Source organism: Staphylococcus muscae (genome assembly GCF_003019275.1).
Taxonomy (GTDB): Bacteria; Bacillota; Bacilli; order Staphylococcales; family Staphylococcaceae; genus Staphylococcus; species Staphylococcus muscae.
The window spans coordinates 162,432-183,625 of the sequence record NZ_CP027848.1; the positions used below are offsets into that span (position 1 = coordinate 162,432).

At 40.7% G+C, this 21,194-nt stretch carries 12 protein-coding genes and 3 pseudogenes; 10 read left to right on the forward strand and 5 right to left on the reverse strand.

Annotation, left to right across the window (positions count from 1 at the left end; all coding sequences use genetic code 11):
• The first annotated feature begins 2 nt into the window (after positions 1-2).
• The 6 genes from C7J88_RS00790 to C7J88_RS00815 all read left to right on the forward strand — a co-directional run bounded on the left by C7J88_RS00790 (position 3) and on the right by C7J88_RS00815 (position 4,359).
• The gene (locus C7J88_RS00790; RefSeq protein ID WP_095116264.1) at positions 3-767 is read left to right on the forward strand and encodes a dihydroorotate dehydrogenase electron transfer subunit; all 765 of its coding nucleotides are present in this window, start codon (positions 3-5) and stop codon (positions 765-767) included.
• Positions 764-1,684 (forward strand): dihydroorotate dehydrogenase, encoded by a 921-nt coding sequence (locus C7J88_RS00795; RefSeq protein ID WP_095116265.1) that lies wholly within the window; start codon positions 764-766, stop codon positions 1,682-1,684. Before C7J88_RS00790 ends, C7J88_RS00795 begins: the two co-directional genes overlap by 4 nt.
• On the forward strand, positions 1,685-2,383 hold the full coding sequence (pyrF, locus tag C7J88_RS00800) for an orotidine-5'-phosphate decarboxylase (protein ID WP_095116267.1): 699 nt from the start codon (positions 1,685-1,687) through the stop codon (positions 2,381-2,383).
• Positions 2,377-2,985, forward strand: a complete 609-nt coding sequence (pyrE, locus tag C7J88_RS00805; RefSeq protein WP_095116268.1) for an orotate phosphoribosyltransferase — start codon at positions 2,377-2,379, stop codon at positions 2,983-2,985. Before pyrF ends, pyrE begins: the two co-directional genes overlap by 7 nt.
• A 112-nt stretch (positions 2,986-3,097) precedes the next feature.
• On the forward strand, positions 3,098-3,538 hold the full coding sequence (locus tag C7J88_RS00810) for a MarR family winged helix-turn-helix transcriptional regulator (RefSeq protein ID WP_095116269.1): 441 nt from the start codon (positions 3,098-3,100) through the stop codon (positions 3,536-3,538).
• The gene (locus tag C7J88_RS00815; RefSeq protein WP_095116271.1) at positions 3,535-4,359 is read left to right on the forward strand and encodes an N-acyl homoserine lactonase family protein; all 825 of its coding nucleotides are present in this window, start codon (positions 3,535-3,537) and stop codon (positions 4,357-4,359) included. The genes C7J88_RS00810 and C7J88_RS00815 overlap by 4 nt, the downstream gene beginning before the upstream one ends.
• Positions 4,360-4,551: 192 nt before the next feature.
• On the opposite strand, the gene C7J88_RS00820 is transcribed toward C7J88_RS00815, so the two are convergent.
• Together C7J88_RS00820 and C7J88_RS00825 are read right to left on the reverse strand one after the other, a co-directional pair.
• Positions 4,552-4,965, reverse strand: a complete 414-nt coding sequence (locus tag C7J88_RS00820) for a VOC family protein (protein WP_095116273.1) — start codon at positions 4,963-4,965, stop codon at positions 4,552-4,554.
• Between the two features lie 187 nt (positions 4,966-5,152).
• A complete protein-coding gene (locus C7J88_RS00825; protein ID WP_095116275.1) occupies positions 5,153-6,859 on the reverse strand; it encodes an Rqc2 family fibronectin-binding protein in 1,707 nt (568 codons plus the stop codon).
• A gap of 286 nt (positions 6,860-7,145) precedes the next feature.
• On the opposite strand from C7J88_RS00825, the gene gmk reads away from it, so the two are divergent.
• The 4 genes from gmk to priA all read left to right on the forward strand — a co-directional run bounded on the left by gmk (position 7,146) and on the right by priA (position 11,711).
• Positions 7,146-7,769 (forward strand): guanylate kinase, encoded by a 624-nt coding sequence (gmk, locus tag C7J88_RS00830; RefSeq protein ID WP_095116276.1) that lies wholly within the window; start codon positions 7,146-7,148, stop codon positions 7,767-7,769.
• Positions 7,769-7,978 carry a DNA-directed RNA polymerase subunit omega gene (rpoZ, locus tag C7J88_RS00835; protein ID WP_095116277.1) on the forward strand — a complete coding sequence of 70 codons (210 nt, stop codon included), beginning with the start codon at positions 7,769-7,771 and terminating at the stop codon, positions 7,976-7,978. Before gmk ends, rpoZ begins: the two co-directional genes overlap by 1 nt.
• Before the next feature lie 122 nt (positions 7,979-8,100).
• Complete coding sequence (coaBC, locus tag C7J88_RS00840) at positions 8,101-9,306, forward strand: bifunctional phosphopantothenoylcysteine decarboxylase/phosphopantothenate--cysteine ligase CoaBC (protein ID WP_095116279.1); 1,206 nt, start codon at positions 8,101-8,103, stop codon at positions 9,304-9,306.
• A complete protein-coding gene (priA, locus tag C7J88_RS00845) occupies positions 9,303-11,711 on the forward strand; it encodes a primosomal protein N' (RefSeq protein WP_095116281.1) in 2,409 nt (802 codons plus the stop codon). Before coaBC ends, priA begins: the two co-directional genes overlap by 4 nt.
• Before the next feature lie 109 nt (positions 11,712-11,820).
• Here priA and C7J88_RS10700 read toward each other — a convergent pair.
• The 3 pseudogenes from C7J88_RS10700 to C7J88_RS10710 form a co-directional block, all read right to left on the reverse strand.
• Positions 11,821-11,940 (reverse strand): annotated as a pseudogene (locus tag C7J88_RS10700) (LPXTG cell wall anchor domain-containing protein); the annotation flags it as partial.
• A 2,490-nt stretch (positions 11,941-14,430) separates the two neighbouring features.
• Positions 14,431-15,342 (reverse strand): annotated as a pseudogene (locus C7J88_RS10705) (SdrD B-like domain-containing protein); the annotation flags it as partial.
• Positions 15,343-15,927: 585 nt separating this feature from the next.
• Positions 15,928-21,180 (reverse strand): annotated as a pseudogene (locus tag C7J88_RS10710) (SdrD B-like domain-containing protein); the annotation flags it as partial.
• Positions 21,181-21,194 lie beyond the last annotated feature (14 nt).

Genomic DNA, 21,194 nt, shown 5'->3' on the forward strand with positions numbered 1-21,194 from the left:
CGGTGGAAAAATTAACAGTCATTTCAAATGAACAGATTGCAGATCGTATTTATGAATTGAAGGTGGCTGGACCGGTTGTTGCATCTTTAAAACAACCGGGTCAGTTTGTACACATCAAAGCAGGGCAAGGATCACAACATATGTTGAGACGTCCGATTTCAATTTGTGAGATTGATCCAGCAAATCAAAGTTTTACGATGTTGTTTCGTGCAGAAGGGGCAGGGACACAGAAAATTGCAGCATTACGTGAAGGGGATGCGTTAGATATTCTTGCACCTCTCGGCAATGGTTTCCCAGTCGAAAAAGCGAAGAAAAAAGCACTGCTTGTTGGTGGCGGTATTGGTGTGCCACCGCTTTATGAACTCTCAAAACAACTTAATGCGCAAGGAATCGAGACGGTACACGTGCTCGGATTTCGTTCTAAAAAAGATGTCTTCTATCAAGAAAAATTTGAAGCATTAGGTGAGACACATATCGTAACAGAAGATGGATCACTCGGTACACAGGGATGTGTGACAACAGTTATTGACAAACTACCTGTCGATTACGATATTTACTACACGTGTGGGCCAAAACCGATGTTGAAAGCCTTGACGGAGTTATACACATTGAAAGATGTCCCTGGCTACATTTCATTAGAAGAGCGTATGGGATGCGGTATTGGTGCATGTTTTGCATGTGTTTGCCATGTGCCTGATAGCCCGACAGATTATGTCAAAGTATGTACGGATGGACCAGTATTTGAAAAAGGAACGGTGGTACTATGAGTCGACTGAATGTAGAAATTCCAGGTTTATCACTTAAAAATCCAATCATGCCAGCAAGTGGCTGTTTCGCTTTTGGGAAAGAATACAGTCAGTTTTATGATCTGTCAGAACTAGGTGCAATCATGATTAAGGCAGCCACTAAAGAAGTCCGCTTCGGTAATGAAACACCACGTGTAGCTGAAACGGATAGCGGTATGATCAATGCGATTGGCTTACAAAATCCAGGCGTGCATCACATCTTGGAACACGAGTTGAAAGCATTAGAACAATATGATGTACCGATTATTGCTAATGTCGCAGGTTCTGTTGAAGAAGACTATGTGTATGTCGCTGAACATATTTCAAAAGCACCGAATGTAAAAGCGCTTGAACTAAATATTTCATGTCCGAACGTTAAAGAAGGTGGCATGCAGTTTGGTGTGGATCCACAAGTGGCAGCTGAACTCACACGTAAAGTAAAAGCTGTTTCTTCTGTGCCAGTATATGTGAAATTATCACCGAATGTAACAAATATTGTTGAGATGGCAACTGCCATTGCAGAATATGCAGACGGGTTAACGATGATTAATACACTTGTTGGATTGCGCATCGATGCGAATACAGGGCAACCAATCATTAATAATGTAGTCGGTGGTTTAAGTGGCCCAGCGATTAAACCTGTCGCATTACGCATGGTTTATGAAGTGCGCAAGGCCTTACCAAATATACCGATTATTGCAATGGGTGGCGTGCAAGATGAACAAGATGTCATTGACTTTATCTCAGTCGGGGCAGATGCGGTTGCGGTTGGTACAGCTAACTTCCAAAATCCAACGGTGTGTAAAGATATTATCGATGCCTTACCAGCACGCTTAGATGAATTAGGTGTGACGCATATTCATGAATTGAAAGGTCGTACACAAGGAGGGCGTGGATAAATGAAACAGACACCGATTATCGCATTAGATTTTGCGACAAAAGAAGAAGTGATGACATTTTTAGCCAAGTTTGATACACCTTTATTTGTAAAAGTAGGTATGGAGCTATTTTATCAAACAGGTCCTGCATTACTTGAAGAAATCAAAGAACAAGGTCATGATATTTTCCTAGACTTAAAACTTCATGATATTCCAAATACTGTTGGAAAAACAATGGAAGGCTTAGGTCGCTTGAACGTTGACCTTGTGAATGTTCACGCTGCTGGTGGTTCAGTGATGATGCAGCGTGCAGTCGAAGGATTGCGACGTACCAATCCTGATACGAAAATAATTGCGGTGACACAGCTGACATCGACAACGGAACAACAACTGCATGATGAACAGCAAATTGATATGTCGATGGAAGAAGCGGTATGTCACTACGCAAAATTGGCACAGGATTCAGGATTGGACGGTGTGGTGTGTTCACCTCTGGAAGCGGCACCGATTACGGCACACTGTGGGGCAGAATTTTTGAAGGTGACGCCCGGTGTGCGCCCTGCGAATGCCGCTGTGAACGATCAAAAACGTGTGACGACGCCCGAACAGGCAAAGGCACTTGGTTCGACACATATTGTAGTAGGGAGACCGATTACACAAAGTGATGATCCGGTCGCAAGTTATCAACAAATTACAGAAAGTTGGGTAGGTAAATGGTAAAAGCAATTGCACAATCATTATTAGATATTGAAGCAGTCTCATTATCACCGAACGACATGTTTACATGGAGTTCAGGTATCAAATCACCGATTTATTGTGATAACCGTGTCACATTAGGATTTCCTGAAGTGCGTGAAGCGATTCGTGATGGCTTAGTTGAATTAATTGAGCAATATTTTCCAGAAGTAGAGATTGTATCAGGAACTGCAACAGCAGGGATTCCACATGCAGCTTATGTATCAGAGAAGATGAACTTACCGATGAACTACGTGCGTTCAAAAAGTAAGAGTCACGGGAAACAAAATCAAATTGAAGGCGCTAATAGCAAAGGGAAAAAAGTTGTTGTCATTGAAGACCTAATCTCAACAGGTGGTTCTTCAATTACAGCTGTGGAAGCATTGCGTGAAGCAGGTGCAGAAGTATTAGGTGTTGTTGCCATCTTCACATACGGCTTACAAAAAGCAGATGATATGTTTGGTGAAGCACAAGTACCATTCTACACAATCAGTAACTATGATGAATTGATTGAAGTGGCAGAAGCCCAAGGTAAAATTACTTCAGAAGATATTGATACATTAGTGTCATGGAGAAACCAATTATAATAAAATAAGTTATCGAACCGTTCAGCATGATAGTTGAACGGTTTTTCTTTTTAAAATAGAATGATTGACATATAGTACACTGGGGTGTACTATATGTCAAAGGAGGTTAGGTATGGATCAATCTACCTTTGAAGAATTTAACAATATGCATTTAACATTTATTAAAGTGAATCAACTGATAAATGAAGTGATTGAAGAACAAAACATTGATATTTCTAGAGAACAATTAGGTGTTTTCAAGTTATTACTCAAGCACGAACAGCTCCCTTTAAAGGCCATTGCGGAGAAACAAGGTGTTTTTAAAACAGCCGTTTCAAAAAGAGTAAAAAAATTAGAGGAAAAAGGTTTTGTGACACGAATCAGTTCATCGGATAAAAGAGAAAAAGTGATTACACTGACAGATGAGGGCATCCGTTTTTATGAAGAAAGACAACGAATTCTTTATGAATCATTCATGAAGAAATTAAATTTAGACAAAGTACAAGCAGCTGAATTTTTTTCAAATATGCGTGAAGTTGATCAGTTGCTGAAACAAGGAGAGAAAAATATATGACAAACGACATCAAGATACATGTATTACACACAGGAGAAGTAATTGTTGACGAGGCACTTCCATTCGGTTATGAATCTAACAGACCACTTGCTTGGACAGGGTTATTTCGTTCAAAGAAACATCAGATTAGCATTCCTGTATCCGTATATTTAATTGAACATCCAAAAGGGTTAATATTAATTGATACAGGTTGGCATACAGATAATAGAACGAAACAGATTAGAAATTTACTCTTCCAATATCCAGTCAACAAGGCTGATTTACCTGAAGGACAAGCAGTACATGAACAATTAAAAAGATTGGGATACGAACCGAAAGACATCGATTATGTGTTAATGAGTCATATGCATTGTGATCATGCTGATGGGCTAAGACATGTTAAGGATGCTAAAAATATTTTATTAAGTGAGCCTGAGTTTAAAGCCATTAAAAAAGATAAAATGCACTATCTTTCTCATGAGTGGAAAGGTGTTACGCTCAAATCATTCCCGTTATCACATACTGGATTAGGACCTAAAGGTTATTCATTTGATTTATTTGGTGATCAAACAGTTCAAATGATATGGTGTCCGGGTCATAGTAAAGGGTTGTGTGCAACGATGATAAAAAAAGAAGATGAAGACAAATTTGTATTATTAGCAGCTGATGTTGGCTATGCGAATAAATCTTGGGAAGAAAATATTTTACCAGGTGTATTAGATAATAAAGAAGAAGCACGCGCATCATTGAATTGGGTGAAAAAGAAAGCGGCTGATGGAAATTGTATCGAAGCTTTAGCAAACCATGATGCGAATACAAAACCGCATGTTATTACATTATAAGTGTGAAGATGTAAAAAGAGGTTGAGACACAGTGCTCAACCTCTTTTGAGGGTTGTAGAAAGAAATATAATGGCAGTAGGTGACTGAATTGAAAATGAGTTTAAAAAATTCTTTTCAATTATAATCACCTTTGCTGGGGTGGGACAACGAAATCTTTTATAGCGAAAAAGATTTCTGTCCCATTTTTTTGAGTTACTTTTGCTTTTCAGGTAAGGCAAGTTGGAAGTTCACGCCGAATTTGTCTTGGACCCATGCGAATTCACGGTATTGGGGTGGCATAGATGTTTTCGGCATTAGGATGGCACCACCATCTTTTAAACCGTTAAATAGACGCTCCATTTCAAAGACATCTTTGACTGTTACATATAATGATGTTGCTGGTGTCATTTCAATTGGTGTACCATTGATATTGTCAATTGCCATGAACACTTGATTGTTTAGCGTAAAGATGGCGTGTTGTACTTTGCCTGCTTGTTCAGGGACAGACTCATCATATTTGACCATCGTCACTATCTCACTGTCTTCAAAAAGGGATGTGTACTTTTTGATGGCTGCTTCTGCATTACCATTAAACATTAAAAAGGTCGTAATTTTTGGGATTTGCATCGTCTTAACTCCTTTATCATGTAATTTGAAATTCTTTCACTTCTCAATATAACCAGTTACAATAAGAATAAATCATATGTGGAGGTTATAGTTTATGATTAGTATGCACTTAGTCATTCCGATTCTTGCAATGTTAGCAATTCTCGGTATAGGATGGCTCTTTTTACGTTGGTATTTGAGATAACTATTAGTTAGATTCTGTATGCTTTAAAGCTTGAATCTTGTCATAATCCGGAGTGGCATAGCGTGTTTGTTGGTGGTCGTATGTGACAAAACCAGGCTTTGCACCACTCGGCTTATGCACATGTTTAATCTGTGTAAAGTCAACCGGGATTTGGCCTGACTGTCCCGCCTTAGAGAAATACGCTGCAATCATCGCTGCTTCATCTATCGTTTGATCGGAAGGGGCGTCGTTTAATATGACGACATGACTGCCAGGGAAATCTTTCGTATGGAACCAAAAATGTGATTTCTGAGCACGTTTATTCGTTAAATAATCATTTTGTTTGTTATTTTTACCCACGAGAATCGTATCGCCATCTGTTGATTGATACGTCTGCAACTTAATCGCACTTGTTTTTTTCTTTTTATGCTGCTTACGTTGGCGAATAAATCCTTGCTCAGCCAATTCTTCTCGGATGTCATCGATATCATCTACCGTAATATGTGCCAATTGTTGCTCAATATTTTCAAAGTATTGAATGTTTTCTTCTGTTAATAAGAGTTGATGTGTCAGCTCACGTTCACGTGTCTTCATACGATTGTACTGCTTGTAGTAGTACTGTGCATTTTCAGCGGGAGATTTCGTCGGGTTCAACGGAATTGTCACTTGCTCTCCTGTGTAATAATTCAACGCATCTAATGTTTTATCTCCTTGTTTTAACTGATAAATATTCGCAGTAATCAGCTCACCATATAGTTGTTGTAACTCTTTTTCTTGTGTTCCTTGTTGTTCTTCTAATAACTTACTATATTTATTTTGATATTTTTGTAATAACTGCTGTACAAGTTTTACTAAGTCATTTGCACGTTGCTTCACACGTGCACGTTCTCCACGTGCATCGTAAAAACGATCAAGCAACTCATGAAGTGATTCGTAATGTACGACATCATCATCGAATTGCGACAATGCCATAAAATAAAAATCTTCTTTGCCTGTGTCATGATTTTTATGAAATACAGGTGTATCTGGCATATCGATTTCTGCCATGACTTCATCAAAAGCTTCAGGCAACGTATGCGCAGTCATAAAATGACGTCGTGAAACAATTTCTTTCGTAATTAACGGTGAAAAGCCTTCAAAGGATTGTAACAATTGGCGATCAATGCGACCTGCGTTAAAGTCAATAAATTGTAAAATATCTTGTCCACGATATTCAAACGGATTGTGCTTGTTTTGCGCAGGGGGAGCTTCATATTGAAATCCTGGCATCACCGTTCGATATTGATTCGTATTCGGTGTCAAATGCTTAAAACCTTCAATGATTTTATATGCTTCATTAACGAGTATGAGATTGCTATGTTTTCCCATAATTTCTAAAATAACGGTTCTATGAATTGTGTCACCAATCTCATCTTTACTCTCAACATCAATTTCGACGCGACGGTCGTTGTCGATCTGTCGTATCGCACGAATAATCCCGCCTTCAAGATGTTTACGGAACACGCGTGCAAACATAGGTGGCTCAAAAGGATTATCATACTTTTTAGTTGTGAGATGGATACGTGCAAAGTTAGGGTGTATGGATAACAGCAGTTGATGATTTTTACGATTTTGTCGTACAATCATCAGTATTGTATCATTTTCAGGTTGATTAATTTTATGGATACGCCCACTTACTAAGCTCTGTAAATCAGCGACCATTTTTCTCGTAAAGAGGCCGTCAAAAGCCATAAAATATTGCCACCTTTCTATTATTTCGTCATATTATTATAACATATGTATTGAATGGAACGTGTGCATGACAATTCGTAAGTGTATTTCGATATGTACAAACTAAGTTGTAACCATTTTGTTTAAATTTTATTTTAAGTCGTGCGCTTTTCAATATAATGTGTTTCTAATTATTTTTAGTTAGTGTAAAATATGAAGTGTTGTAATACTCGCCCTATACAAGGGAAATCAACTTATGTTAAGATATGTAAATAACTAGAAGAATATCGTAGAAAGGTCGTTAGGCATGGATACTGAAAAAGGCTTACTTATCGTTCTTTCAGGCCCGTCTGGTGTAGGTAAGGGAACTGTGAGAAAACGTATTTTTGATGATCCACATACATCTTATAAATATTCAATCTCAATGACGACACGTGATATGCGAGAAGGCGAGCAAGATGGCGTGGATTATTTCTTCAAATCACGTAATGAGTTTGAGCAATTAATTGAACAAGATGCATTTATTGAATACGCAGAATATGTAGGAAACTACTATGGGACACCTGTTCAATATGTGAAGGATACAATGAATGAAGGACATGATGTCTTTCTTGAGATTGAAGTAGAGGGTGCGAAACAGGTGCGTAAGAAGTTCCCTGATGCATTGTTTATCTTTTTAGCACCACCTAGTCTTGACCATCTTAAAGAGCGATTGATTGGTCGTGGCACTGAGTCATCTGAAAAGATTCAACGTCGTGTGGATGAAGCACGTAAAGAAGTTGAAATGATGAACTTATATGACTACGTCGTTGTGAACGATGAAGTAGACTTAGCGAAAGATCGTATTCAATCAATTGTGGAAGCAGAACACCTAAAACGTGAACGCATCGAAGCAAAATATCGAAAAATGTTATTGGAGGCTAAAAAGTAATGTTATATCCACCGTTACATCATTTACAAGATAAAGTTAACTCTAAATACTTAATTGCAACTACTGCAGCAAAACGTGCAAGAGAGATTCAAGAAAACCCTGAAGGATTATTGCTCGATGATTACACGAGTAAGAAGACGGTGGGACGTGCCTTGGAAGAGATGGCTTCAAGCAAAGTTAAGCCGAATGTTGACCTAAAAGACTATTAAGACATAATGAATGAAGACTTGGCTCCGTGTGAGACTGAGTCTTTTTTAATATATTCATTCAGCAAAAATGAACACAAATATATTATAATGCACATAAGAGTATAAAAATCAGGAGTGAAACTATGAAGAACATACTATTAGCGGTGACAGGTGGCATCGCGGCGTATAAAGCAATTGATTTGACGAGTAAGCTCACACAAGCAGGTTACGATGTGCGTGTCATGTTGACTACACATGCACAACAATTTGTCACACCGCTATCGTTTCAGGCGATTAGTAGAAATGCGGTTTATACCGATACATTTATTGAGCAGAATCCAGCTGAAATTCAACATATTACTTTAGGTGATTGGGCAGATGCAGTCATTATTGCGCCAGCTACTGCGAATACAATTTCAAAGTTGAGTCATGGGATTGCGGATGATATGGTCACAACGACATTGTTAGCGACGACAGCGCCGAAATTGATTGCGCCTGCAATGAACGTACACATGTATGAAAATCCACGCATTCAAGAAAATATGGCAATTTTAAAAAAGGACGGCTATCAATTCCTTGAACCTGGTGAAGGATTCTTAGCGTGTGGTTATGTCGCAAAAGGTCGTATGGCTGAACCATTAGATATCATTGCTTCACTCAAACAACTTCAAACGGAGAATCAAGCGACAACTGTACAAACGTATTTTACAGGTAAAAAGGTTTTAATTACTGCTGGTACAACGATTGAAGAAATCGATCCAGTGCGCTACGTGTCAAACCGTGCATCAGGCAAGATGGGCTATGCACTGGCAACAGCCCTCGTCAATCAAGGTGCGAACGTTACATTAGTGTCAGGGCCGACGCATTTAGATGTTCCAGAAGGTGTGACATTTGTTTCGATAAACAGTGCGGAAGACATGTTTGAAGCGGTAGTTTCTCGATATGATGAACAAGATTTCGTGTTCAAAACTGCCGCAGTTTCTGACTATACACCTGTTACGAAGTTGGAACATAAGGTGAAAAAGAAAGAAGGTAACTTGACAGTTGAATTCAAACGTACGAAAGATATTTTAAAATATTTAGGTGAACATAAGACGCATCAAAAGTTAATTGGATTCGCAGCTGAAACACGTGATGTCGAACATTATGCGCAAGAAAAACTAGCACGTAAAAATGCAGATGTCATCATAGCGAATAATGTAGGGGATCGTACAATAGGGTTTAATTCTGATCAAAATGAAGTGACGATGTATTTCAAAGGTGGCGATGTGCAACCAATTGAAAAAGGGCCGAAAACAGAACTGGCATACAAAATTTTAAATGCACTGGAAAGTAGATGGCATGAATGATTGCACAAGTCATCGTAGACGTTGCTGCCAAAAGTGTTGATCGAACGTTTGATTATCTTATTCCAGATGACTTAAAAGATGTCGTTCAACCGGGCGTTCGTGTACTCGTTCCGTTCGGTCCACGTAAAATTCAAGGTTACGTGATGCAAATTGTATCCGATGAACAATCAGATATTGAGATACATCGTTTAAAACCTATTTTTGAAGTGAAAGATATTCAACCAGAATTAACGGAAGAACTGGTGAAGTTAAGTGAATGGTATAGTCATTATTTTGTATCGAAGCGGATATCGATATTAGAAGTGATGTTACCGAGTGCGATAAAAGCAAAATATACGAAAGCTTTTTCTGCCAAACATCCGGAACAGCTTCCTGAGTATTTGCGATTACGCTTTAATCAAGATGGGTTGTATCCTTATAAAGCTGCGCAAAATCAAGAAGACGTTGCAACATTGTTGACATTGATGAAACAAGGTATCGTAGAAGAAGTAACGTTGCTGTCACAACATACGACGAAAAAGAAGCAACGGGCTGTGCGTGTCATCCATCCTGATATGGGTGATAGTATTTTGATGGACTTAGAAAAAAAGCAAAAGCAATATGAACTGTTAGCTTTTTTATTGGATGAACAACACCGTTCTGTATTGCTGCGAGAATTAAAAGATATGAACTTTTCGACATCTGCCATCAATACGTTAGAGCGAAACGGCATCATCGAAAAATATGACGTTGTCGTTGAGCGTGACCCTTATGAAGGACGTGTATTTGAGCAAGAGCACAAGCGTCAACTTACAGAAGAACAACAAGAGGCGTTTGATCAAATTAACCGAGCCGCAGCATCACATCAAGCAGAAACATTTTTATTACATGGTGTGACAGGTTCAGGTAAGACAGAAGTTTATTTACAAATAATTGATCAAGTACTTGAACGTCAACAAGAAGCGATGATGCTTGTCCCTGAGATTGCCTTGACACCACAAATGGTACAGCGATTCAAAAGCCGCTTTGGTGACGAAGTGGCAGTCCTTCACTCGGGCTTGTCACACGGCGAACGATACGATGAATGGCAAAAAATTCGTGACGGACGTGCGCGCGTGAGTGTTGGTGCGCGTTCGAGCGTTTTCGCCCCATTTAAAAATCTCGGTGTCATCATTATTGATGAAGAACATGAAGCGACATATAAGCAGGAAGATTATCCACGCTATCATGCGAGAGAAATTGCAGAATGGCGGAGTCGTTATCATCATTGCCCGCTTGTATTAGGAAGTGCAACGCCGAGCTTAGAGAGTTATGCACGAGCAACTCGAAAGGTTTATACATTGTTATCCATGCCGACACGTGTTAACAATCAGCAGCTCCCGGAAGTTAAAATTCGTGATATGAGAGATGAACTTGCTAATGGCAATCGCTCAATATTCTCTGAAGACTTGGCAGTAGCAATTGAAGATCGTTTACAAAAACAAGAACAAGTTGTACTATTTCTGAACCGTCGTGGTTACGCTTCCTTTATGTTATGTCGAGATTGTGGGCATGTGCCACAGTGTCCGAATTGTGATATTTCGATGACGTATCACAAAACGACACATGAGTTAAAGTGTCATTACTGTGGATATCACGAGCCAGCACCATTTCAATGTCCGAGTTGTGGCAGTGAACACATTCAACAGATGGGTACGGGGACACAACGTGTTGAAGAGTTGATTCAAGAGCGCTTTCCATCTGCAAGAATTATTCGAATGGATGTGGACACGACAAGCAAAAAGGGGAGTCATGAAAAGCTATTAAAGGCATTTGGTGACGGAAAAGGTGATATTTTGTTAGGGACTCAGATGATTGCGAAAGGGTTAGATTTTCCTAATATTACACTAGTTGGCGTATTGAATGCAGATACGATGTTGAACTTACCTGACTTTAGATCAAGTGAAAGAACATACCAACTGTTGACCCAAGTTGCGGGGCGTGCTGGACGCCATGAAAAAACAGGAGAAGTTATCATACAAACGTATAACCCAGATCACTATGCTGTTCAAGATGTACAAGCTAATAATTATCTAGCATTTTATGAAAAAGAAATGCAATTTCGACAGCTAGCCAAGTATCCACCTTATTTCTTTTTAATTAACTTTACGGTGACACATGAAAAGATGAAGGTTGCATTACAAGCGGCAACACATGTCCATCAAACATTGCTACAACATGTGACAGAAAAGGCATTTATTCTCGGCCCAGCACCTGCCGCCTTATCTCGGATTAACAATGAATACCGATTTCAAATATTATTGAAATACAAGCATGAACCCGGGTTGATTGATGCCTTACGTTATTTAGACGACTACTACCATGAACGCTATGAGCAAGAAAAACTTGCATTACGCATTGATATTGGTCCATATATGATGATGTAATACAAAATATAAAGCTGCAATTGATTACATTTTTGTAATGAATTGCAGCTTTTATTGATTTATAAGGAAGAAAAAAGAGGGGCGTACCCCTCTTTTTTAATGCTTAAATTTAATCTTCTTCACGTCTCTTTTTACGACCAAATAGAAGTAACGAACCTAATCCACCAAACAATGTACCGATTGCAGCTGTGTTTGCATCGTCTTGACCTGTGTCAGGTAAAGCCTTCTTATCGTGGTTGTCATTCGATGACGTATCATTCGAACTTGTATTCGAATTGAAGTTAGAATCTGAGTTACTGTCAGAATCCGAGTCGCTGTCAGAATCGCTGTCAGAGTCTGAGTCGCTATCTGAATCAGAGTCACTATCAGAATCGGAATCGCTGTCCGAATCTGAGTCACTATCAGAATCTGAATCACTGTCCGAATCAGAATCGCTATCAGAGTCTGAGTCACTATCCGAGTCAGAATCGCTATCAGAATCCGAATCGCTGTCGGAATCCGAATCGCTGTCAGAATCTGAGTCGCTATCAGAATCGGAGTCACTATCAGAGTCAGAGTCACTGTCGGAGTCGGAATCGCTGTCCGAATCTGAGTCGCTATCAGAATCACTGTCAGAGTCGGAATCGCTGTCAGAATCCGAGTCGCTATCCGAATCAGAATCACTGTCAGAATCCGAGTCACTATCAGAATCTGAGTCGCTATCCGAATCAGAATCACTGTCAGAATCCGAGTCACTATCAGAATCTGAGTCGCTATCAGAATCTGAGTCACTATCCGAGTCGGAATCACTGTCGGAGTCAGAGTCGCTGTCAGAATCAGAATCGCTGTCTGCATCCGAATCGCTATCCGAGTCAGAATCGCTATCAGAATCCGAATCGCTGTCGGAATCCGAATCGCTGTCCGAATCTGAGTCGCTATCAGAATCTGAGTCACTATCAGAATCGCTGTCAGAATCCGAGTCGCTATCGGAGTCTGAATCACTGTCGGAGTCTGAGTCACTATCAGAATCCGAGTCACTGTCCGAGTCCGAATCACTGTCAGAGTCGGAATCGCTATCTGAGTCAGAATCGCTATCTGCATCCGAATCGCTATCTGCATCAGAATCGCTGTCAGAGTCAGAGTCGCTATCAGAATCAGAGTCGCTATCTGCATCAGAATCGCTATCTGCATCAGAATCACTGTCAGAGTCAGAGTCACTATCCGAATCAGAGTCACTGTCGGAGTCGGAATCGCTGTCAGAATCAGAGTCGCTGTCGGAATCCGAGTCACTATCTGCATCAGAATCACTGTCGGAATCCGAATCGCTATCAGAATCTGAGTCACTATCCGAGTCAGAGTCGCTGTCGGCATCAGAGTCGCTATCGGAGTCTGAATCACTATCAGAATCCGAATCACTGTCAGAATCCGAATCACTGTCAGAATCCGAGTCAGAGTCGCTGTCCGAATCGCTGTCAGAATCCGAGTCACTATCAGAATCGGAATCACTGTCAGAATCAGAATCGCTATCCGAGTCTGAGTCACTATCAGAGTCCGAGTCGCTATCGGAGTCCGAGTCGCTATCTGCATCCGAATCGCTGTCAGAATCCGAGTCGCTATCAGAATCAGAATCACTGTCTGCATCAGAATCGCTGTCAGAATCCGAGTCGCTGTCAGAATCCGAGTCACTATCAGAATCGCTGTCGGAGTCAGAATCACTGTCGGAGTCAGAATCACTGTCGGAATCAGAATCGCTGTCGGAGTCAGAGTCACTATCAGAATCGGAATCGCTGTCCGAGTCCGAATCGCTGTCGGAATCAGAATCGCTGTCGGAATCAGAATCGCTATCAGAATCCGAGTCACTGTCGGAGTCAGAGTCGCTGTCCGAATCTGAGTCGCTGTCGGAATCAGAATCGCTATCAGAATCCGAGTCGCTGTCAGAGTCCGAATCACTATCTGAGTCAGAGTCACTATCAGAATCGGAATCACTGTCGGAGTCAGAATCACTGTCGGAATCTGAATCACTGTCGGAATCAGAATCACTGTCAGAATCCGAGTCGCTATCTGAATCAGAATCACTATCCGAATCGCTGTCAGAGTCCGAATCACTATCAGAATCAGAATCGCTGTCAGAGTCCGAGTCGCTGTCGGAGTCGGAATCGCTGTCAGAATCCGAGTCGCTATCAGAATCCGAGTCGCTATCAGAATCTGAGTCACTATCCGAATCCGAATCGCTGTCTGAGTCAGAATCGCTATCCGAATCTGAGTCGCTGTCAGAATCCGAGTCGCTGTCAGAATCCGAGTCACTATCGGAGTCGGAATCGCTGTCGGAGTCAGAATCACTGTCAGAGTCACTATCAGAATCCGAATCACTATCAGAATCTGAATCACTGTCGGAGTCCGAGTCGCTGTCAGAATCAGAATCGCTATCGGAATCCGAGTCAGAATCGCTGTCGGAGTCGGAATCGCTGTCGGAGTCGGAATCGCTGTCGGAATCCGAGTCAGAGTCGCTATCAGAATCCGAGTCACTATCGGAATCGCTGTCAGAGTCAGAATCGCTGTCAGAATCTGAGTCACTGTCAGAATCCGAATCACTGTCAGAATCCGAATCACTGTCAGAATCCGAATCACTGTCAGAATCCGAATCACTATCAGAATCTGAATCACTGTCGGAATCCGAGTCACTGTCAGAATCCGAGTCGCTGTCAGAATCCGAGTCGCTGTCAGAATCCGAGTCAGAATCGCTGTCGGCATCAGAATCACTGTCAGAATCTGAATCGCTATCCGAGTCAGAGTCGCTGTCCGAGTCTGAGTCACTGTCAGAATCCGAGTCGCTATCTGCATCCGAGTCGCTATCGGAATCAGAATCAGAATCCGAATCGCTGTCCGAGTCAGAGTCGCTATCGGAGTCGCTATCTGCATCCGAGTCACTGTCGGAATCTGAGTCCGCATCTGAGTCAGCATCGGAATCCGAATCTTCATCTGTTATGACGAAAAATCCTGAGTCAATTGTTAAGTCATCATCTTCAAGTGTAACGTGAACTTCGAGACCGTCTGAATCAACACTATCATCGTCACCTTGATTTGCCGCTGTTGGTCTGTAATCAGCTGGTAAGTCAAATTTGATTGTGTAATCTCCAGGGTTCACATTATTAAATTCATATTTACCATTGCTATTTGTTATTGTCTCAGCAATCACTTCGCCTTGATCATTAATCAATTTAACAGGAATACTACCGATACCATATTCATCAGGATCTTGGATACCGTCTTTGTCGAAATCGTTCCATACAGTATCACCGATTGTGAGATTTTTAATTACAGGTGTTTTAAAGAATCCAGAATCAATTGTCAAGTTGTCTTCTTGTAAATCAACATCAACAGTTGTACCATCCGAATCAACGATATCATTATCACCTTGGTTTGATGGGGAAGGGGTATAGCCTTCTGGTGTTACGAATTCAACAGTGTAGTGACCTTTGGCAAGTTTATCGAATAGATATTGGCCATTTGAGTCAGTCGTTGTACGAGATACTTCTGTACCATTAGCATCTTTTAAGATAACAGTAACATTCGCAAGGCCTGCTTCATCCGCATCTTGAATGCCATCTTTATTCGCATCTTCAAATACTTTATCACCAAGCTTAACAGCGGGTGCAAGCACAGTGTAATGAAACATTCTACTTCGATCTAGGTTCACTGGAATAGAAATACCATCTTGAACAATTGGGTATGTCTCAGCCTCTATACCTGTATAAGAATCATAAACGTTAATTGGAGTATATGATGATACACGGTAACCTTCTGGTGGTACAATTTCAATTGTGTAATGACCATGTTTTATATGACCAAAGGCATATTCTCCTCTGCGATTATTCCAGTTATCTATTTCAGGATCTCCAGTACTATGTCGAATATTCGGACCATTTGTAACAGTACGTGCAACTTCTACACCGTTTTCATCTCTTAGAATAACTGTTACACCTTCCATATAGTCATCGTCATCAATATGGTAATCGTCGTAACTTTCTTCGTAAATAGAGTAACCGTCATCGTTACCATCTAATACGACCTCACCTTGAATCAAGAAGTCATCTTTGAGAAAACCAGAATCTATTGTAAAATCATCATCAGTCAGATGAACAGGAACGATTAAACCATCAGAATCCTGTGTTGGATCTAAAAGATCTTCGTTTGGTGGAAGCCCCAATCTATTCTCAGAATTAGGGACATGGTGTACTAACGTTGGAGTGTAGCCATCAGGTGTAACAAATTCTACGATATAGTCTCCAGGATCTAAATTATCAAATACGTAATGACCATCATAATCAGTCGTTGTACGAGTGATTTCATGATTTTCTGCATCTTTTAGGATAACAGTGACATTTGGCAGTGGTGCTTTAGAATAAGTATCAAGTTGATATCCTAAATATAAATCATAGTATTCATTTGCGTAATCAAGACGTTCACCATCACTCCATACAAAATCTCCTATTTTGAATTTTGTACGATAGAAGCCTGAATCTATTGATAAATCATCTTCGTTCAGAACTACATGAACTTTGTCACCATCAGAGTCCACTTCACGGTCATCACCTTGAAAATATGGAGAAGGGGCATAGCCTTCTGGTGCTATGAATTCGATTCCGTATGGGCCTTTATCAAGATTTTCAAATACATAATGGCCATTTTCGTCAGTAGTTGTACGTGATATTTCTGTTCCTTCTTCATTTTCTAAAATGACAGTGACGTTAGGGAGACCTTTTTCATCTGCATCCTGAATACCGTTTTTATTTTTATCTTCCCACACCTTATCGCCAATTTTTCTCGTTTTTTGGTAGAATCCAACATCATAAGTTAACTTAGCCTCATTATGTCTTAAACCAACCTCAAAACTGATACCGTTAGAATCAATGCTATCATCATCTCCAATATTTTTTGGAGAAGGCACATAGTCTTCAGGTGTAAGGAAATCAAGTTTGTATTGACCACTGTCCAAGTTTTCGAATGAATAGTGACCGTTCTCATCCGTTGTCGTACGACTGATTTCAGTTTTAACATCATTCACGAAGTTAGATAAGATAACAGTAACGTTTGGAAGTCCCGGCTCATCTTCATTTTGAATACCATCATGATTTAAGTCTTCCCAAACTTTATCACCGATTCGACTTAACGGTTGATAGAACCCACCATCTACGGTCACATCGTCACCACTAACACTGACTGTATTATCAAAAATTTCAGAGTCAATCGATTCATCTTCGCCAGCTTTCGATTCCGTAGGAAGGTAACCATCAGGTGTGACAAACTCAACATGATAAAGTCCATCAACAACGTTGTCGAAATGGTAGTGTCCGTTTTCATCTGTTGTCGTACGTGCGACTTCAAATGTGTCAGAACCTTTATATTTGTGAAGAACAACAGTTACGTTCGGAATACCTGCTTCGCCTTCGTCTTGAATACCGTTGATATTGGTATCATCCCATACATAGTCACCAACAGTGTATGTCGGTATTTTGTAGAATCCAGCGTCGACATGTAATTCGTCAGTAAAGTTTACGCCAACAAAACCGAGTGGGGCATCAGAGTCAATATGCTTATTCTTGCCAACACGTTGTGGTGATCTAAGGTAACCATCAGGTGTAATGAATTCAATTCGGTAGATACCAGGATCGACGTTATCGAAGGAGTAATGACCGTTTTCATCCGTCGTCGTACGACGAAGTTCTGTTGCCTCACCATCTTTGTATGAAGCTAAGATAACAGTGACATTCGGAATACCTGTTTCACCTTCATCTTGAAGACCGTCTTTGTTTGTATCTTCCCAGACTTTGTCACCAATAGAATAAGTCGGTGGGAGATGGAAACCAGTATCAACAGATACAACGGGCTGATTAGCAGTAACTGTCACAAAGACCTTTTTACCATCAGAGTCGACATTATCATCATCTCCAACATTTTTAGGAGAAGGGAGATAGCCGTCAGGTGTCACAAATTCAACTGTGTAGTTTCCATGATCAAGGTGGTCAAACAAATAATGACCATTCTCATCTGTTGTCGTGCGGGCAATTTCAGTTGTGACACCGTTAACACTACCATGAAGAATGACAGTGACACCCGCCAAACCAGGTTCATTCTCATCTTGAATACCATCGTGATTCGTATCATCCCATACTTTATCACCGATTTGACTTAAAGGTTGATAGAACCCACCATCTACGGTCACATCGTCACCACTAACACTGACTGTATTATCAAAAATTTCAGAGTCAATCGATTCATCTTCGCCAGCTTTCGATTCCGTAGGAAGGTAACCATCAGGTGTGACAAACTCAACATGATAAAGTCCATCAACAACGTTGTCGAAATGGTAGTGTCCGTTTTCATCTGTTGTCGTACGTGCGACTTCAAATGTGTCAGAACCTTTATATTTGTGAAGAACAACAGTTACGTTCGGAATACCTGCTTCGCCTTCGTCTTGAATACCGTTGATATTGGTATCATCCCATACATAGTCACCAACAGTGTATGTCGGTATTTTGTAGAATCCAGCGTCGACATGTAATTCGTCAGTAAAGTTTACGCCAACAAAACCGAGTGGGGCATCAGAGTCAATATGCTTATTCTTGCCAACACGTTGTGGTGATTTAAGGTAACCATCAGGTGTAATGAATTCAATTCGGTAGATACCAGGATCGACGTTATCGAAGGAGTAATGACCGTTTTCATCCGTCGTCGTACGACGAAGTTCCGTTGCCTCACCATCTTTGTATGAAGCTAAGATAACAGTGACATTCGGAATACCTGTTTCACCTTCATCTTGAAGACCGTCTTTGTTTGTATCTTCCCAGACTTTGTCACCAATAGAATAAGTCGGTGGGAGATGGAAACCAGTATCAACAGATACAACGGGCTGATTAGCAGTAACTGTCACAAAGACCTTTTTACCATCAGAGTCGACATTATCATCATCTCCAACATTTTTAGGAGAAGGGAGATAGCCGTCAGGTGTCACAAATTCAACTGTGTAGTTTCCATGATCAAGGTGGTCAAATAAATAATGACCATTCTCATCTGTTGTCGTGCGGGCAATTTCAGTTGTGATACCGTTAACACTACCATGAAGAATGACAGTGACACCCGCCAAACCAGGTTCATTCTCATCTTGAATACCATCGTGATTCGTATCATCCCATACTTTATCACCGATTTGACTTAAAGGTTGATAGAACCCACCATCTACGGTCACATCGTCACCACTAACACTGACTGTATTATCAAAAATTTCAGAGTCAATCGATTCATCTTCGCCAGCTTTCGATTCCGTAGGAAGGTAACCATCAGGTGTGACAAACTCAACATGATAAAGTCCATCAACAACGTTGTCGAAATGGTAGTGTCCGTTTTCATCTGTTGTCGTACGTGCGACTTCAAATGTGTCAGAACCTTTATATTTGTGAAGAACAACAGTTACGTTCGGAATACCTGCTTCGCCTTCGTCTTGAATACCGTTGATATTGGTATCATCCCATACATAGTCACCAACAGTGTATGTCGGTATTTTGTAGAATCCAGCGTCGACATGTAATTCGTCAGTAAAGTTTACGCCAACAAAACCGAGTGGGGCATCAGAGTCAATATGCTTATTCTTGCCAACACGTTGTGGTGATCTAAGGTAACCATCAGGTGTAATGAATTCAATTCGGTAGATACCAGGATCGACGTTATCGAAGGAGTAATGACCGTTTTCATCCGTCGTCGTACGACGAAGTTCTGTTGCCTCACCATCTTTGTATGAAGCTAAGATAACAGTGACATTCGGAATACCTGTTTCACTTTCATCTTGAAGACCGTCTTTGTTTGTATCTTCCCAGACTTTGTCACCAATAGAATAAGTCGGTGGGAGATGGAAACCAGTATCAACAGATACAACGGGCTGATTAGCAGTAACTGTCACAAAGACCTTTTTACCATCAGAGTCGACATTATCATCATCTCCAACATTTTTAGGAGAAGGGAGATAGCCGTCAGGTGTCACAAATTCAACTGTGTAGTTTCCGTGATCAAGGTGGTCAAATAAATAATGACCATTCTCATCTGTTGTCGTGCGGGCAATTTCAGTTGTGACACCGTTAACACTACCATGAAGAATGACAGTGACACCCGCCAAACCAGGTTCATTCTCATCTTGAATACCATCGTGATTCGTATCATCCCATACTTTATCACCGATTTGACTTAAAGGTTGATAGAACCCACCATCTACTGTCACATCGTCACCACTAACACTGACTGTATTAGTGAAAGTTTCAGAGTCAATCGATTCATCTTCGCCAGCTCTCGCTTCCGTAGGAAGGTAACCGTCAGGTGTGACAAATTCTACATGATAGAGTCCATCAAAAACATTGTCGAAATGGTAGTGCCCGTTTTCATCTGTTGTCGTACGTGCAACTTCAAATGTTTCAGAGCCCACATATTCGTGAAGGACGACAGTGACATTCGGAATACCTATTTCGCCTTCATCTTGAATACCGTTGATATTCGCATCGTCCCACACAAGATCACCGACTGTGTACGTTGGCTCTTTGTAAAATCCCGCATCAATATCTGTTAAATCTCTAAAATATATTGATACGAATCCATTAGGTGCATCGGAATCAATATTTCTATCACTACCTACACGCGTTGGTGAAGTCAGATAGTGATCAGGTGTAACGAATCCGATTCTGTAGATACCTTGTTCTACGTTGTCGAATGAGTAATGACCGTTTTCATCTGTCGTTGTACGACGAAGTTCAGTTGATACACCATCTGGGTATGAATATTCGTATAAGATAACAGTGGCATTTGGAATACCCGGTTCATCCGGATCTTGAATACCGTCTTTGTTTGTATCTTCCCAAACTTTGTCACCAATAGAATGTGCTTGATTGGCTGAACGGAATACAGCACCCGTATTCAATGTATGAGCGATAAAATTGTCGTTTGTCGGGATATTACCAATTGGCCATGAATTTCTTACAATTGCTGGAACGTCTGTACCCACGACATTTGAATTTCTGTTAATATCTTCTGATTGTGGTTTGAGTTCTGTTAAGTGGTTATCTTCTGGTGTAGGGAGTCGATGTTCTGGAGTTGTTGCTGCTTCGTTGACTGTTTGAGGGACATCAACTGTTGAAGTAGGTGAAGTGTTTGATGTGGAAATATCTTCCGTCGTAGATTCTGTTGCTTCATCAACGTCGTTTGATAATGTTGCAACATCTTCCTCAGCTGTTTCATCCGTTGCTTCTAATGAAGAATTTGTTGCGCTGTCTGTCACAGGTGTGACTTCTTCTGGCTGAACATTTGTTGTTGTATCACTTTCTAAAAGTGATGGGTCTGCTTGTAGTGATGGGGGAGTCTGACTGCTATCAGATACTTCATCATTGGTAGGCGTTGAAGTATCAAAAGCACCTTCGGTAGGGTCAGAATCATCATCATCACTGTTAATCACAGTTGCAGATTCCT